Source organism: Halobacillus sp. 12SKB (assembly GCF_052941655.1).
This window is the reverse complement of the sequence record NZ_JBRFWR010000001.1, coordinates 756303-772594: the sequence shown is the minus strand read 5'-3', so window position 1 is coordinate 772594 and position 16292 is coordinate 756303. Positions and strand designations below refer to the sequence as shown.

The window sequence follows — 16292 nt, the reverse complement described above, 5'->3', positions numbered from 1 at the left end:
GTGGGGGCGATGGGTGGCGAATGGCCGTCTATGATATGGACCATGGTTTCTTTGGGGATTTTATCTTTCAGTATGAGTTACTTATATCCTCAGTTCAAACAGAAGGATGAACGTATGAAGTGGATCAGACATAAGGCAGTATTTTATTCTTTCTTTATCATGATGGGATTAATGGCTGTCTATCATCTTATGATTGTATTACAGGTGGTTAGGTTAAGCTCTGTTGACCTACTCAGCGTCCTTTTGTCGTTAAACATTGTGACGGTATTTTTAACGATGGTCATTTTAGCGAAAAGACATTAAAAAAATGGGGGATGGGCTTCTTCTGGTTTTGATGTTTTTGTTTAGGAGAACAGATGAACGTTTTTTCGACATTTCCCGGGAAATGTCGGGGGTAGTATTGGTTAAAAGTGAGATTTGGACAAAAATTACATACAAAGAGACACATGCTGATACAGAATGATTTTTTGTACATAGGGTATGTTGTAAGGGAGCGAATTAGACAAGCATGGCATTGGCTTCATCCCGAGTTGTCAGGTATGATTTAATTATAATAAAGAATCGGGAGTGGTTGGGTTGGCAGGTGTATGGAAACGTTGGATAAAAAACGACCGACAGCAGGAATTGTTTGAAAAGGCAGATCGGATCGCAGAAGAGGCGCGCAAACATATTCCAGAAACGGATCGTGAAGCTTCTTTCTCTTATGAGACGTTAAAAGTCATTAAAGATGAGAAATACCCATCGATGTCCTTGCCGGAATCTGAAGGTGGAGAAGGATTATCGTTATACGAATTCTTGCTGATGCAGGAAAAAATTGCAGAAGGTGATGGAGCTGTCGCTTTGTCAATTGGATGGCACATGGGAATCATGATGGAACTTTCTCAGGAACGATTATGGGAGCAGAAGTCTTATGATCGCCTTGTAAATGAAGTTGTTTCAGAACAAAAAGTGGTCAACAGGGCTGCGACAGAACCGGCAACCGGAAGTCCGACAAGGGGAGGAGTACCAGAGACCAAAGCGGTTCGTCGTGGAGACGTGTACATTTTAAATGGAAGGAAATCATTCACCTCCATGGCTGAGCATTTGGATTATTACATTGTCTCTGCTTATATCGAAGACAAGGATACGGTTGGGTGGTTTTTAATTGACCGCCATCAACCAGGGTTATCTGTTGATAAAACATGGGACACCCTTGGGATGAGGGGGACAGCGAGTGATGACCTTGTGATGGATGAAGTGGAGCTGCAGGAATCCGACCTTGTAGAACTGAAAAGTGGAAGCAAATCCTCGCCAAAGGGATGGCTCTTGCACATTCCAGCCTGTTATTTAGGAATTGCCGTAGCCGCTCGTAACGATGCGGTTGCTTTTGCAAAAGACTTTCAACCAAATAGTCTGGACACACCAATTTCTGAAGTGTCTCACATTCAAGACAAGATTGGCGAAATGGAGTGGAAATTGCTGCAGGCCCATTCTTTCCTATATTCAGTTGCAAGAAAATGGGATGAAGAACCAGAGCAACGGGATCAGATGGGATCAGAACTTGCTGCTGTTAAGCTGGCGGTAACGAATACGGCAAATGAAGTCGTCGATCTAGCGATGCGAATTGCAGGGGGGCGTGGGTTATCTAAAGCTTATGCCTTTGAAAAATATTACCGTGATGTACGGGCAGGGTTGCATAACCCACCCATGGATGATGCGGTTGTGTCGATGCTTGCGAAACAAGCGATTGCGGAAGACCACTAAAAAACCAGAGCTTTTACAGCTCTGGTTTTTTCTATGATTAGTCAGCGAGTAAGTCGGCGAAAGCTTTGGCATATGGAGGCAGGTCAGGCGGACGACGGGCAGAAACTATGTGTTCGTCTTGGACGACTGCTTCGTCGAACCATTCTGCACCTGCATTCATCATGTCATCTTTAATTCCCGGTGTGCTTGTCACTTTTCGCCCTTTCAGGATGTCGGCAGAAATAAGCACCCACCCTGCATGGCAGATTTGACCGATTGGTTTGCGTTCATTGTCCATGTGCTGGACCATTTCAATGACTTTTTCATAACGGCGGAGCTTATCGGGAGACCATCCCCCTGGAACAAGAATTCCATCGTAATCAGCTGGATTAATGTCCTCAAATGCATAATCCGCAGTTGCAGGGACTCCATATTTCCCTGGGTGTTCTTCACCTGCTTTTTCACCCACAAGATGAACAGTTGCTCCTTCTTCCTGAAGACGGAGAACCGGATACCAAAGTTCAAGATCTTCAAAGTCTTTACTGACCAGTTGGATGACTTTCTTACCTTCTAAACGCATATACAACCTCCTTGTCCTATTCACTATCCCCATTTTATCAGATGGCTACACCTCTTTCGAATCTTTGGATACGGCGAGCACCCACCAAATAAGCAAAGGTTGGAAGAGGAGACGGATCCATAAAGCAGTCTGATTGGTTTCTTCGCTCCATGGAGCCGGAATTCCATAAATAGCCGCATAAAAATTAGCAGGCCAGACGATGAATAGAAAAGCAGCCGTAGCGAACCCGGCCGCTCTCCGAGTTTGAGGAAAAACAAGCAGGAGAGCTAGTAGCCATTCCGTGATTCCTGTCACATATACAATGATTAATTTAAGCGGTACCCAGGAGGGAAGCATGCGGGCAAAGCCGTGGTCATACATGAAGTGGGTGACTCCTGCGTAAAACAGAGCGATAGCAAATACATAAAGTCCGATTTGGCGTGCAATCTTCATAACAACGTCCATCCTTTCTTTCGTTTATCCATCCTATTAAATAGTTGCGTAAGAGCTCCCTATCCATGGAGACACGGTTTTAAGATAACCGTGGTTCGTTTGCCGCATTTGTAGTCAGGGGTGGTAGGGAAGCGAGCTATTCCCCGCAGCCCCGCCCACTCAATAAAAGTCTCGAAACGGGGTCTTCAAGTATCCTGCCATATAATTAAATACCTTCAAAAAGAAATGTTGCGGTGAGTTTGAAACTTTTTCTATCCCTCGTACGTCTATTATGACAACCCGCGTATCTATGCGTAGGGTATAATAGATGGGAGGTTCCGCATAACGTAAGGGGGAATCTACCATTTTACAAGGGGTCGAGAACATGAAAACACGTGTCAGTCTATGGATGTTGATCGTCGTTTTGTTTACAGCGTTTGCATTACCTTCGAGCATTTCCGCTTCGACAGGGGACCAGGGCATTAATGAAAAGTTAGGTCTGCCTATCGTCGTTTATGGAGAAGCCTTGTCTGAAGCTCAGAAAGCTGAAGTGTCTGATCTGCTTGAAGTCAACCAGCATGACCAGGTTGATGAGTTTACGGTCAATGGCCAGGATCTTGCCAATTATATCGGGGGAAACCCGAATTCGAATATGTACTCATCTGTCAAAATCATTCACCAGGATAATGCAGAAGGGTTGAATATTGAGATCGTAACACCTGATAACATAACACAGGTAACGAAAGAAATGTACACAAACGCATTGCTGACCGCAGGTGTAGAGAATGCGGATGTGCTTGTTGCTTCCTCTGTCAAAGTCAGTGGTCACTCTGCGCTGACAGGCATCTATAAAGCTTACGACGCTAAAGGTGTGAAGCTTGATGAAGATCGAATGAAAGTCGCGAGTGATGAGCTTGATATTGCCACAGATATCGCAGAAGAGGAAGGTGTCGATCGGGATAAAATCAGTGAACTTCTAACTGAAATCAAGAAGCAGATCGCTGAGCAGGACCCAGCGACACGCGAAGAAGTGGAACAGATCGTCCAAGATCAACTCCAATCCTTGAACATTGAACTGAGTGAAGAAGACCGTCAGCGTTTGATTGATTTGTTTGAACAGATGCGAAATTTAAATATCAACTTCGATCAGGTTCAAAACCAGTTGGATGACCTGACAGGGAATATTCAGGATTTAATTAATGACGATGGGTTTTGGAACAACCTGAGGAATGCCGTGCGGGACTTCTTTAAATCCTTAAGTAACTTCATCAATTCCCTTTTCAATTAGGGTGTTTTCTGATTTAAAAGAACCTCCCGCTCCTTATCCGGAGGGGAGGTTCTTTTTAGTTAGCAATGGTTTTGGTGTCTTCAACAATTTGTTCAAACGGGACTTCTGTGTCCCCTTTATATTTCTTCACGACCATACCTTCTTCATTAATCAGATAAAAGGCTGTCCCATGAATAACCTGGTCATTCCCTTCCGTTTTTACTGCAGAAGTTTTGAAGCTCTCTTGAGCGAACTTTGAAATTTCTTCTTGTGTATATTCGGTGATGAACGACCAGTTGCTATGATCCACCCCATATTTCTTACCAAACTCTTTTAATACTTCAGGCGAATCTACCGTCGGATCTACACTGAAAGATACAATTTCAGCATCGACGCCTTCTTCTTTTAACTGCTCTTGAATTTTTACCATATTACGGGTCATGGGCGGGCAGACCGTATTGCAGTTAGTAAAGATGAAATTCGCCAGCCACACTTCTCCTTCCATATCATCGGTGGAAAAGCTTTCTCCCTCTTGTGTCGTTCCTTCAAAAGACTGGACTTCCCAATCCAGCGTATTCTCAAGTTCATTCGATCCGCAAGCCGCCAAGAAGACGACCGTTCCTGCGAATAGGCTAAGTAATAGAAAACGTTTCATCTGGTTTCCCCTTCCGGACATAATGATACAGGTCTAGTTTACGCCTGCACTAGAGTAAGGTCAATCGAACCTTAATATATTCGGTAAATGGACATAATTTCAGTCTCTATGGGAATGCTAAGGTCCATGAATGATCGGTTAGGGGATGAAGAGCCATGCCTTATTTCACAGAAAAATCCGGGGCGCAATTATTTTATGATGATCGAGGAAATGGGGAAGCCATCGTTTTTATCCATCCTCCTGGAATGGGGAGAAAGGTATTCAAGATGCAGCACTCCCTCGCAAGGGAGTTTCGTGTCATCTTTCCAGATCTCAGTGGGAACGGGGATTCTGAAGTGATTTCTCATGCGCCTGATGTATCCATGTACGCAAGGGAGGTCGTCCAGCTCATTGATCATTTGAATCTCGAACAAATTGTGGTCGTTGGATATTCATGTGGAGGGATGATTGCCCAGGAGTTCGCACTTACCTTTCCTGAACGGACGAAAGCAGTCATTCTTGCCGGAGGATTTCCAAAGGTGGCGACAGGTGGACTGCGGTTTGAGTTTTTAGGAGGGATGTACTGGGTAAATAAAAGTCCGGAAACGCTTGCCAAATTACTCAGCCATTCACATTTCAAAGATACTGATATAAAACGTGAATTGAATGAACATATGGCGAAGTCTGATCCGGAATGTTGGCACACCTATTACAATCGCGCCTTATCGTTTGATTGCAGCGGGAGGTTGAATAAGCTTACTCAACCGTTGTTGCTCGTATATGGCAATAAAGAATTTTGGATTAATGAACATTCCAAATACTACAGCGTTTGTCCTTATGTGAAAATGGAAGTTATTGAGCATGCCTATCATCAGACTCCCGCTACCCATTATGACCGTTTCAATGACGCATTGATCCGTTTTGTTCATGAAGAACTATAGAAAAGCAGAGGAGTGATTATCCTCTGCTTTTTCCTATTTGTCCAAGTCGAAGGTATGGCCCAACTTGTGAGCGTAAACCATCTTATTCACAGTAACGGTGATTTCCTTAGCGTTTCTTAGTGCAGGAGACTGGAAGTGGATGTCTCCTCTATTATCGTGCCCCCAAATATTAGCCTCTGTGGCTTCGCCTTCATTTGTAACGACTTCTACAAATTTCTCCCGTTCTTCCTGGAGGCTGTTCATCGGGGCGAGTTGAGCACCGACCAATTTATCTTCTTGATCCGCTTCATGGGGTTCATACTTGAGTTGAAGATTCATATTGGTTCCGGAAAATGAATCGACCTGTTCAAGGATGATATCTGTATTGTAAGCTTCTCCCACTTTTTCATTCAGCACGACAGAATCGTTTGAATGATCTTTAAACTGAGTCATGTCAACGGTGAATGAATAAGGTGTATCATCATGGATTTGAAGAGACCCAAGTTCAAGGCTCACGGCCTCTGTAAGTGGTTCTGATGGCGACTGGAACCAGGCCTCATACACATTTTCTTCTTCTGTCTCGTTTAGATAAAGCCTGACAGGGTGTTCGGATTCTTCCTCCGTTTTTATTAAGGCATGCACGGACTGACCGATTTCTTTCCCTTCTGCCTTTATCTTCATTTTTACGTAGCTTGAGGCAACGCCGATGTTGACGGATGTAGGTTCCACTGTGACCAGGTCATCAGTGTACACCTCGTCTGTTGTATAACTTTGGAGCACATGTCCATCCTTGTCATGGAAATAACGGACTGGCATTCCTTTCGTTTCGATTGTACGGTGATTGATCCGCAGACTGAAGGAAGTTAAAAATTCTTTATCATAATCCTTTATATCATGGGGATCAAAATTGTATCCCCATTTCTCCGTAATGGGAGGAAGTTGTATGAGCCCGTACACTCTGTTTTCAAACACAACCGTATCCCTGGGATGGAGGGGTTGCGAATGCTGCTGGAACGATTGTTGGTCGCTCCCATTCATGGACTCGATATTTATACTTTCTACAGATGGCGGCTGAACGAGGTACTTGGTTTCTTCATCGTCGTTATCTTTCCTTGTTAATGCAGAAAGGTCGATGCTGTACAATACATGGATGGTCGGCCCGCTGTGCCAGACCTCGTTGATCTGCATCCGCCCCTCTTTATCAGGAATTGGAGTGGACTCCTGCGGGTGAACCGTCAATCCCTTTTCCCGGGCTAATGATAAACCATGAATACGTTCTTCATAAAACTTATTGACCTGTTCAAATGTATCAACTTCCCGCCATTGAAGAGGGAATTCCTCGAGGTCCACCGATTTTGCTTTTCTCATGGGTTTAGAATCTGTACTCAAAGCCAACTGTTCTTCGCTGCTGTCTGTGTAAACATAAGCTCCGATAGCTAAAACCATCAAAGAAACAACGATTAAAATCCACTTGCTCTTGTTGGTGCCTTTCTTCATATGTAAATAACCCTTTCTTTTGGTGTTTGGTGCTAAACTTCTTCATTCAATCTCCATCTTTTTTTCCGCATAAATTCCCTACTCTTGAAGACTCAGTTTCGAGATGTTTATGAGTGGACAGGGGCTGCGGGAAACAGTTCGCTTTCCATGGGACCCTTTATTTCCGCCAGCTCAGTCCAGTCCATACGCCGCTGACCAAGGCGCCTGCACACTTAAGGGTAGGAGTCTCACCGTTTCCCTCCGCCCCTTTACCATGTGAGTGGCTCGACAGCATACGCAGTATATTCAGCTTCCATTTAGTTAATGGGAATCTCTATAATGGGTATTCCTAGCGTAAAAACTCAATATAGACCGCTTTCTACTCATATTAAGAAGGATAGTGGAAGAGAATCCTTTTTTGGTGAAGAGGTTCGTTTCTCCCTAAAGCCCAACAAGGCAACGAACCCCGGCCACATCCCGAAATCTGGTCATAGACAATCCTGTCGTATGCTCTAATAACCTATATTAAAAGTCACAGCATTCTGGAGTTTATTGTAAAGATTTGTAGGTGTACCACTCATATAATAACAGAATTTTCGGTCATTAAGGAAGGAAAGCACTAAAAAAGTGATCTCGCATTTGAGATCACTTCCTTAATCTTCATCGTCGGAATAGTGGTGGTAGAGAGCTTCGCTTTCAGAGTGGACCTCCTCATCGTCGGCTTGATGGGAGAAGGACTGGTTATAGCTCAACTTTCGGTTGAATACTTGGGCCATTTCATTGGTCTGCTCGACAGTACCTCGTCTTTGTTTTTTCTGCTTCATTAAAACTTCCTCCTTTTTAGGTAGTTTTCCTCGTGAAAATAGGATTAAACTTTAATTCTAATTTTCCGATATTTAGGAAGAAGGGAATAAATTTTTTGGAGTAGGTGAACGGAATGGCTCGGATAATTGAACATCCTTGGGATACACTTAAGCAGCTTTCCATCCCTATATGGTTCTTTGATATTGAAAAAGAGAACATCTATGTGAGTGAAAGGTTGAAAGATCAATGGAAGCTGGATTCATCTGTGTTGAACCGGCATGAATTAATGCGGCTCATACATAAGGATGATGCAACATATCTGGACCATCCTGCGATGACGAAAGACAATCGTCATTTTTTTTATATGAATTATCGTTTGTTGAACAATGGAACGTACGAATGGGTGAAGGATATTGTCACGCCTTTTTTTAATGAGGAAGGAAAAATCATGGGGTACACAGGCATGAGTGCACCTGATGATGCTTACGTTGAAGAATTGGGCCGCATTAAAAAAGCGATCGTGGAGATCGGTGATGCTTTCCTTTCTTACAATGGACAGGAATTTTTTGATTTTCTTGTTGAGTATTTATCCTCTGTCCTTGGTGTAGACACTGTGTTGGTCGGAGAATTGACTGGAGAAGCGAAGGATGAAGTGACTGCTATCTCCTTGTCTCACAAAGGGGAAATAAGTGCTGGGCTGCAATACGAGGTAAAAGGCACGCCTTGTGAGCAAGTCATAATGACTCATGAATGTTATTATCCTAATGGTGTAGGGAGTCTTTTTCCTGAAGATCTTACAATCAAGGAGTACGGAGTGGAGAGTTATCTTGGGAAAGCTTTGCTTAACTCAGATGGTGAAGTGATCGGAATCCTTGCGATCATGGATAACCGAACACAAACGAGCGGTCCATTAAGCAAAGCACTCTTTCAGATCTTTGCTGATCGGACAGCGAATGAGCTTTCCCGAATGCAAGCGGAAAAGAAGCTTGAGATGTTATCTCAATACGATCCTTTGACAGGTCTTGTCACGCGCAGCTATCTGTCGGGAATCCTTGAAGAAGGAATTCAATCCACGGATGAAAAGAAGAACAACATTGCTCTCTTACTCATTGACATTGATAATTTTAAAATGATCAATGATTCATGGGGACATACCAAGGGGGATGAGCTGCTCCGTCAGTTCTCCCGTTACTTGAGGCAGACATTTGCTCAGCATGATGCGGTGATTTCCAGGATTAGCAGTGATGAATTTGTGGTCCTTCTCAAACATGTCCAAAGCATCGAAGAGCTGGAGAGAGTCAGTGACCACGTCATACATTCAATGAGACGCCCTTTTCTTATTGGAGAAAGAGAGTTCTACAATACGGTCAGTATTGGCGTCACGTTCACCCCGGCCCGCCTCCGAGATCATTACAGTGGAGAAACACTTTTGCGCCACGCGGATGCAGCGATGCATAAAGCGAAGAGAAGCGGAAAAAACCGCTATGCAGTTTATGAAGAAAAGATGAGTGAGCAGATGAGAGAAGAGCTCCATTTGAAGCAATCCCTCCATCATGCTCTTGATAAAAATCAGTTTGAGCTTCATTATCAACCTCAAGTATGCGGGAGAACGTCGCAGGTGATCGGCTATGAATCACTCATCCGCTGGAATCATCCAGATTACGGTTTGTTATCTCCCCATTACTTCATCAGTCTTGCTGAAGAGTCTGGAATGATTGTAGAAATTGGGGAATGGGTGTTGAAGGAAGCTTGTAAGCAAACAAAAAGGTGGCAGGTGGAAGATCAAAGACCGGATTTGAAAATTTCGGTGAACTTGTCTGCCCAGCAGTTCAAGGATCTGAATCTCACAGGAAAAGTTCTTAAAGCCCTCAATAATTCAGGGCTTCCTCCTCACAGCTTGATCCTCGAAATAACGGAAACGATGGTCCTTCAAGATTTCGATCGTAGCACAGACACCTTGAACGGTTTGCGGGAAAAAGGAATCAAAGTTCATTTGGATGACTTTGGTGTCGGTTTTTCTTCCCTCAGTTATTTGAACCGGCTGCCTGTAGATGCGATAAAAATCGATCGATCATTCATCAATCAAATTGGTGACCGAGGGGAAGAGGTACCGATCGTTAATGCCATCATCAGTATGGCGAAAAGTCTTGGCCTGCAAGTCATTGCTGAAGGAGTGGAAACAAGGGGACATATTTCTTACTTAAAACAAAAAGGCTGCTATGAATATCAAGGCTATTACTTCAGTAAACCTGTTCCGGCGAGTCTTGTAAGTAACTAATAAGGGAGGGAGGGGTATATTCTTTGTGTACTTGCTTCCTGCTTTTTTGTTATTCTTTGATGGGATCACCTACTTCCTTAGAGTAAGCGAGGAAAAGAAGGGTTGGAATGATTGCAACTACAATCATTCTATAATCTCCAACGTTTATCTGCGGAATTATAGATGGTATAACTCAAGAATTCTAAGATTAGCAATATCCACATAGGGGTTGCTTCAGGCTCAGAGTGACACGCTCTGAGCTATTTTTGTACTATGAGGTAATTTTTTGGGAGGAAGACGTATGGCGGAAATGTTAACGATTTTTGATGAAAAAGAGCGTCCGGTTGGAATAAAGGAAAGGGGGCAAGTACATCAGGACGGTGATTGGCACGAAACGTTCCATTGTTGGATGTTCCACATGGAAAATGAAACGATCCATGTATTGTTTCAAGAAAGAGCGGATCACAAGAAAGACTTTCCGAGTTTGCTTGATATTACCGCTGCGGGCCATATAGAAGCGGGGGAGAATGTTCTGCTGGCTGGTGTCAGGGAAATTGAGGAGGAAGTCGGTTTGACGGTGATACCTGACGATTTAATCCACCAAGGTGATTATAAGGAAGAACTGAAGGAAGGGTCCTCTCTCATAGACAGGGAGATCTGCCGCATTTACCTCCTCCCTTGGACGAAGGACATGACCTTTAAAATCGGAGAAGAGGTGAAGGACATCCTTTCTGTGTCACTGACTGATATGGAGAATTTGGTGGACAATCAACAAATTGTGAAGGGGATCTCTATTCTTAATGGTGATGAGAAGGAAGTGACTCATAATAATCTTGTCCCTCATGAAAAAGGGTACGTGCGGTACATTTTTCAATCCATACGTGAATATGTCGCAAAACTTTGACAATATTCCTGTTTCTTCTATATAATTTCTGATTAAGTGAAGAGAGAGGAGTCGAACGATGACGAATACATCTTTTGATACGAAAATAGTCCACCATAAAGCGGATCAAAGTCTTGTCCCGAATAGCAAGAGTACACCGATTTACCAGACATCCGCTTTTACTTTCAAAGATTTGGACCACTTGGAAAGCTATTATGAAGGAAACAGCCCCTATTTATATACACGGGAAAGGAACCCCAATACAGATGAACTTGCGGGAACCGTTGCGGAACTGGAAGAAGCACCAGCCGGAGTGGCGTCTTCATCCGGAATGTCAGCCATCCTTGCAGGCATCCTTGCAGTGGCAAAGCCAGGGGATCATATCGTCGCTGCAGAGGATGTTTATGGAGGTTCACACAAGTTGATCACTAAAGAGCTGGCCACGTTCGGTATTGATGTAACGATGGTTTCTTTTTCGAATATGGACGAGGTTTCAGAGGCGGTCACATCTCAAACGAAACTTCTCTATACGGAATCGATCTCCAATCCTTTTTTACGGGTGGAAGATTTAGAGGGCTTAGTCGCTCTTGCCCGTAAAAAGAATGTGAAGACGATGGTTGATAATACATTCGCCACTCCATACTTATTGCAGCCCTACACGCATGGTGTCGATCTTGTCGTCCATAGTGGGACGAAGTATATTGGTGGTCACAGTGACGTGACGTGCGGGGTGTTGGTCGGCAATGAGGATTTAGTTCAGGCGGCTACCCAGAAGATTGTCACGTTTGGTGCGAATCTCAGTCCGTTTGAAGCGTGGCTTACTCAACGCGGAGCCAAAACTTTAGGTCTTAGGATGAATAAACAATCTTATAATGCAAAACAAGTAGCAAAAGCCCTTGAAAATCATCAGGCAGTCCGCACTGTCTATTATCCTGAAAAGGTTTCGGAAAGAGGGAATGGGGCTATTGTGACCATCGAGCTTAATGATTCGATTGACATAGAGGCGTTTTTCCGGTCGCTCGGATGGGTGAAGATTGCTCCTACGCTCGCGGGAGTAGAAACGACGGTTTCCTATCCTATTCGTACGTCTCATCGTGCGTTATCGAATGCTGAGCGTGAGAAAATCGGCATCAATGATTATGTGATTCGACTTTCCATCGGAATTGAAGATCATGAAGATATTATAGAGCAGCTGAAAAAAGCAATCTCAGAATCGGAGAATTAAATTTTCTAAAATAATTGACTTTTCTGATTGTTGTCCGTTATAATTCTCAACATATTCAATCAACTGCATACCACTCTTATCAAGAGAGGCTGAGGGAATAGGCCCTGTGAAGCCCGGCAACCTTCAAACATCGGTTTGAAAAGGTGCCACGTCCTACAGATCACGACGATCTGGCAGATAAGAGGAGGAATTGAAATGACAAACCCTCTTCTTATTTGGAAGAGGGTTTTTTGCTGTTGGGAAAAGATCTATGGACGATTCGCATACTTAAAGCCAACTATCTCTATAAGAATAAAAAACTTTTTTTGAGGAGGAAGTAATCATGACGAATTCATTTGAAAGCTATGATGTAGATACGATTTCTTTACACGGAGGACAGTCGCCGGATCCGACCACAGGATCTCGTGCGGTGCCGATTTACCAAACAACCTCCTATGTCTTTCATGACACAGAACATGCCCAGAGTCTTTTTGCACTTGATGAGCCTGGAAATATTTATTCGCGAATTGGAAATCCGACCGTTGATGTTTTTGAAAAAAGGATGGCCCTCTTGGAAGGTGGGGTTGCTTCTGTTGCGACGGCTTCCGGGATGTCGGCCATTGCTCTATCTATTTTGAACATTGCAGGAGCCGGAGATGAAGTGGTTGCCGCGGCGAACCTTTATGGTGGAACTTACAATTTATTCGCTAACACTTTACCGCGATATGGCATTCAGGTTCATTTTGTCGACCCAGAGGATCCTGAAAACTTCCGGAAAGCCATTACAGACCGAACGAAAGCTGTCTTCGCTGAAACGATCGGAAATCCAAGCCTTCACGTACTGGATATTGAAAAAGTAGCGTCGGTAGCTCATGATCATGATCTTCCCCTTCTGATCGACAATACATTCGCCACCCCTTATACTTGCCGGCCCATAGAGCATGGAGCCGACATCGTCATCCACTCCGCAACGAAATGGATTGGCGGCCATGGAACGGCCATTGGAGGAGTTGTTGTAGACGGAGGACAATTCAATTGGGGGAACGGTAAGTATCCGGTTTTCACAGAGCCTGATGACAGTTATAACGGGATCGTTTACAACGCTGACTTCGGGACGCTTGCTTATATTACGAAGCTGCGTGTCCAGCTGCTTCGTGATTTTGGTTCGTGTTTGAGCCCTCAGAATGCTTTCTTGTTATTGCAAGGCTTGGAGACGCTGCACTTACGTGTTGCCAGGCATGGAGACAACGCTCAGGAAATTGCAGAATACTTACAAGATCATCCTGATGTGGAATGGGTATCATACCCGGGGTTGTCCTCCCATCCCGCACATGAGTTAGCCGCTCGATATCTTGAAGGAGGATACGGTTCCATCGTTAATTTTGGAATTAAAGGCGGACGGGAAGCCGGTAGACAAGTGATCAACAACATATCACTCTGGTCTCACGTAGCAAATGTCGGCGATGCGAAATCATTGATTATCCATCCCGCTTCCACGACTCATCAGCAGTTGTCTGTCGAAGATCTAGCTGCAAGTGGAGTGACAGAGGAATTGATCCGCTTATCCATAGGACTTGAGTCGAGCAAAGATTTAATCAACGACCTTGATCGTGCCATTGCGAAAGCAACAGGAAGAGAAACGGAACAAACAGCGATTACTGAAAATGATGAAGGTGTGATCAAGTGGGCCTTGAGTTCCTCTAAAACCCAAGAAGGAGGGGAAACGCGTCCGAAACGTTTGGCAGTTGTAGGGTTGAGTGGAAAGCCTTCACGCCCGAGCCATCGTCTAGCAAGAAAAATGCAGAGGATGGGATACCAAATCGTTCCCGTAAATCCAAAAGAAACAGAAGTCCTTGGTGAGAAGGCGTATGCAGACCTTAGATCGATTCCTTTTAAAGTTGATGTCGTTCAAGTGTTCCGCAGTCCGGAAGCTGCCATTGAAATTGCTAAGGAAGCAGTAGATATAAGGCCGGACGTTTTTTGGCTGCAAGAAGGTGTCATTGCACCGAAGGCGGCCCAAATCGCAAGTGAATCAGGACTCGAAGTCGTTCATAACCGGTGTACGTATAAAGAGGCTCAGCGGTTGCGGGGATCCATCGATACGTATGCGTGTGAAATTTAATAAACAAAAGAGTTTTTTGCTGTAGGGAGTTAGCTTTGTTGGGAAATTAAAAAAGCAGTAAGAAGTTAATTCTATATAAAGAACGGCCGCCAAACAAACGGCCGTTTTTTTATGCAACGGGATAATATTATATGCATGGACATATGGGAATTCATGAATATGTAATAAATTCTAAACATTCTCATAATCTAAAATGACTATGGATCACGCGGTTTCAATGGCCGTTGAAAATTATGAAGCACTATCCGGTACATAGTTGTATAGGAAACTACCAGCAAATTCTATTCAATTTTCAATCACTCTATGATATAATTTATAAAGCACATTAACACCCACGTTGGTTGCAACCATCTTTGAAGAGCCTGAACCACATTCACATCAAGGCTCAAAGGTACCGAATCCTATATTGAAAGTAAGTCTTTTTTTAATGCATTTTGACATGGATGGGAACATGTCGTCTTTTAATTTTTTCACTTTTTAAACAAAATAATAAGTAAGCGCATTCATATTGTTGTAGGAGGTTACTGCATGAAACTAACAACCAAGATTTTTATAGGTCTGATTCTTGGTGCTATTGTAGGCTTGGGTCTGCATTTAGCTGCACCGGATCTGTTCAGTACGTTAGATGCTTATGTTTTTGGTCCTTTAGGTACGGTATTCTTAAATCTTATTAAAATGCTAGTTGTACCGATCGTGTTCTTCTCTATCACCCTGGGTACCGCTTCTCTTGGTGATCCTAAGAAGTTAGGTAGAATCGGTGGGAAAACCATTGCGTTCTTCCTTGTCACAACGACAATCGCGATCAGTATCGCTATTTCCCTTGCGTACGTTTTCCAGCCTGGGAATATTGACATCAATCCTGCGGGCGCAGAGTATGAAGCTCAGGAAGCACCTGGTGTCGTTGAAACATTTACAAACATTATCCCAACGAACCCTATCCAGGCAATGACGGAAGGGAACATGCTTCAAATTATTGCCTTTGCTATCTTCATCGGTTTCGCACTTGCGATGCTTGGTAAGAAGACAGAAGGGATTTACAAGCTTGTCGAACAAGGTAATGAAATCATGATGTTCCTTGTGAATCTGATCATGCGCTTTGCCCCATATGGTGCCTTTGGTCTACTTGCTTCCGCAATCGGAACGATGGGAATCGACGGCATGAAAGGGATGTTTATGTACATGTTCGTCGTTATCCTCGGATTAATCATCCATGGAATCGTGACATATGGTTCTGCTGTCGCTTTCCTTGGTAAAATGAATCCAATCAAGTTCGTCAAAGGGTTTTTCCCTGCGATGACGGTCGGTTTCAGTACATCCAGCAGTAGTTCAACACTACCGATTTCCATGAAGACAGCTCAGGAAAACTTGAATGTTCCGAAGCCTGTCAGTAGTTTTGTCCAGCCTTTAGGTGCAACCATCAACATGGATGGTACAGCCATCATGCAGGGTGTAGCGACAATTTTTATTGCACAAGTTTACGGTTCTGACCTTTCTTTTGCGCAATTGGTCATGGTCGTCCTGACAGCGGTTCTTGCAAGTATCGGTACCGCAGGAGTTCCTGGTGTAGGGCTGATCATGCTTGCGATGGTTCTTAACCAAGTGTCCCTGCCAGTAGAAGGGATCGCGCTCATCATCGGTATCGACCGACTGCTTGATATGCTACGTACATCCTTGAACATTACAGGTGACGCAGCATGTGCCGTCGTAGTCGCTGAATCAGAGCGGAAATACGGCATCGATGAAGATGCCAAACGTATGGAAGCATAAAGCATAATGAACAAAAGTGCAACCTTTTAGGTTGCACTTTTTTTATTTTTAAATAAACCTACCATTCCAAATCACTCATTTACTTTTATAAGTGATTAAACTAAATGGCAGGTTTCTTGAAGACTCAGGTTTCGAGACTTTTATTGAGTGGGTGGGGCTGCGGGGAATAGCTCGCTTTCCGCGGAAGCGCGGTGAGCCTCCGCCTCTTAATCATGGAAGATTCTCGAAACCACTACTGGAAAAAT

Annotated in this window: 13 protein-coding genes and 1 riboswitch; of the genes, 8 read left to right on the top strand and 5 right to left on the bottom strand. The window is 43.9% G+C overall.

The annotated features are described in order from the left end of the window. The first annotated feature begins 576 nt into the window (after window positions 1–576). Window positions 577–1743 carry an acyl-CoA dehydrogenase family protein gene (locus ACQ4XT_RS03805; RefSeq protein ID WP_446852572.1) on the top strand — a complete coding sequence of 389 codons (1167 nt, stop codon included), beginning with the start codon at window positions 577–579 and terminating at the stop codon, window positions 1741–1743. Window positions 1744–1780: 37 nt separating this feature from the next. On the opposite strand, the gene ACQ4XT_RS03800 is transcribed toward ACQ4XT_RS03805, so the two are convergent. Further along, window positions 1781–2302 carry a type 1 glutamine amidotransferase domain-containing protein gene (locus ACQ4XT_RS03800; protein ID WP_446852571.1) on the bottom strand — a complete coding sequence of 174 codons (522 nt, stop codon included), beginning with the start codon at window positions 2300–2302 and terminating at the stop codon, window positions 1781–1783. 45 nt (window positions 2303–2347) lie between these two features. Beyond that, entirely contained in the window at window positions 2348–2734 is a 387-nt protein-coding gene (locus tag ACQ4XT_RS03795; protein WP_226594324.1) for a DoxX family protein, read from the bottom strand. A 364-nt stretch (window positions 2735–3098) separates the two neighbouring features. Here ACQ4XT_RS03795 and ACQ4XT_RS03790 point away from each other — a divergent pair, with 364 nt between their 5' ends. Further along, on the top strand, window positions 3099–4001 hold the full coding sequence (locus ACQ4XT_RS03790) for a DUF1002 domain-containing protein (protein ID WP_446852570.1): 903 nt from the start codon (window positions 3099–3101) through the stop codon (window positions 3999–4001). A 55-nt stretch (window positions 4002–4056) separates the two neighbouring features. On the opposite strand, the gene ACQ4XT_RS03785 is transcribed toward ACQ4XT_RS03790, so the two are convergent. After that, window positions 4057–4635 (bottom strand): SCO family protein, encoded by a 579-nt coding sequence (locus tag ACQ4XT_RS03785; protein WP_446852569.1) that lies wholly within the window; start codon window positions 4633–4635, stop codon window positions 4057–4059. A 155-nt stretch (window positions 4636–4790) separates the two neighbouring features. Between ACQ4XT_RS03785 and ACQ4XT_RS03780 the strand changes: the two genes are divergently transcribed. Beyond that, on the top strand, window positions 4791–5555 hold the full coding sequence (locus tag ACQ4XT_RS03780; protein ID WP_446852568.1) for an alpha/beta fold hydrolase: 765 nt from the start codon (window positions 4791–4793) through the stop codon (window positions 5553–5555). 33 nt (window positions 5556–5588) lie between these two features. On the opposite strand, the gene ACQ4XT_RS03775 is transcribed toward ACQ4XT_RS03780, so the two are convergent. Then, window positions 5589–7031, bottom strand: a complete 1443-nt coding sequence (locus ACQ4XT_RS03775) for a hypothetical protein (protein ID WP_446852567.1) — start codon at window positions 7029–7031, stop codon at window positions 5589–5591. Between the two features lie 632 nt (window positions 7032–7663). Next, window positions 7664–7834, bottom strand: a complete 171-nt coding sequence (locus ACQ4XT_RS03770) for a hypothetical protein (protein WP_226594313.1) — start codon at window positions 7832–7834, stop codon at window positions 7664–7666. Between the two features lie 113 nt (window positions 7835–7947). Between ACQ4XT_RS03770 and ACQ4XT_RS03765 the strand changes: the two genes are divergently transcribed. From ACQ4XT_RS03765 to ACQ4XT_RS03745, 5 genes are all read left to right on the top strand, one after another. Further along, complete coding sequence (locus ACQ4XT_RS03765; protein WP_446852566.1) at window positions 7948–10092, top strand: EAL domain-containing protein; 2145 nt, start codon at window positions 7948–7950, stop codon at window positions 10090–10092. Window positions 10093–10372: 280 nt separating this feature from the next. After that, window positions 10373–10975, top strand: coding sequence for an NUDIX hydrolase (locus ACQ4XT_RS03760; protein WP_446852565.1), 603 nt, complete (start codon window positions 10373–10375; stop codon window positions 10973–10975). A gap of 58 nt (window positions 10976–11033) precedes the next feature. Then, on the top strand, window positions 11034–12179 hold the full coding sequence (locus ACQ4XT_RS03755; protein WP_446852564.1) for a trans-sulfuration enzyme family protein: 1146 nt from the start codon (window positions 11034–11036) through the stop codon (window positions 12177–12179). Window positions 12180–12252: 73 nt separating this feature from the next. Further along, window positions 12253–12363: riboswitch (SAM riboswitch) on the top strand. Between the two features lie 138 nt (window positions 12364–12501). Further along, on the top strand, window positions 12502–14280 hold the full coding sequence (locus ACQ4XT_RS03750; RefSeq protein WP_446852563.1) for a PLP-dependent aspartate aminotransferase family protein: 1779 nt from the start codon (window positions 12502–12504) through the stop codon (window positions 14278–14280). Between the two features lie 528 nt (window positions 14281–14808). After that, window positions 14809–16047: a dicarboxylate/amino acid:cation symporter gene (locus tag ACQ4XT_RS03745; RefSeq protein ID WP_446852562.1), complete on the top strand. Its 1239-nt coding sequence runs from the start codon at window positions 14809–14811 to the stop codon at window positions 16045–16047. Window positions 16048–16292: the final 245 nt, after the last annotated feature.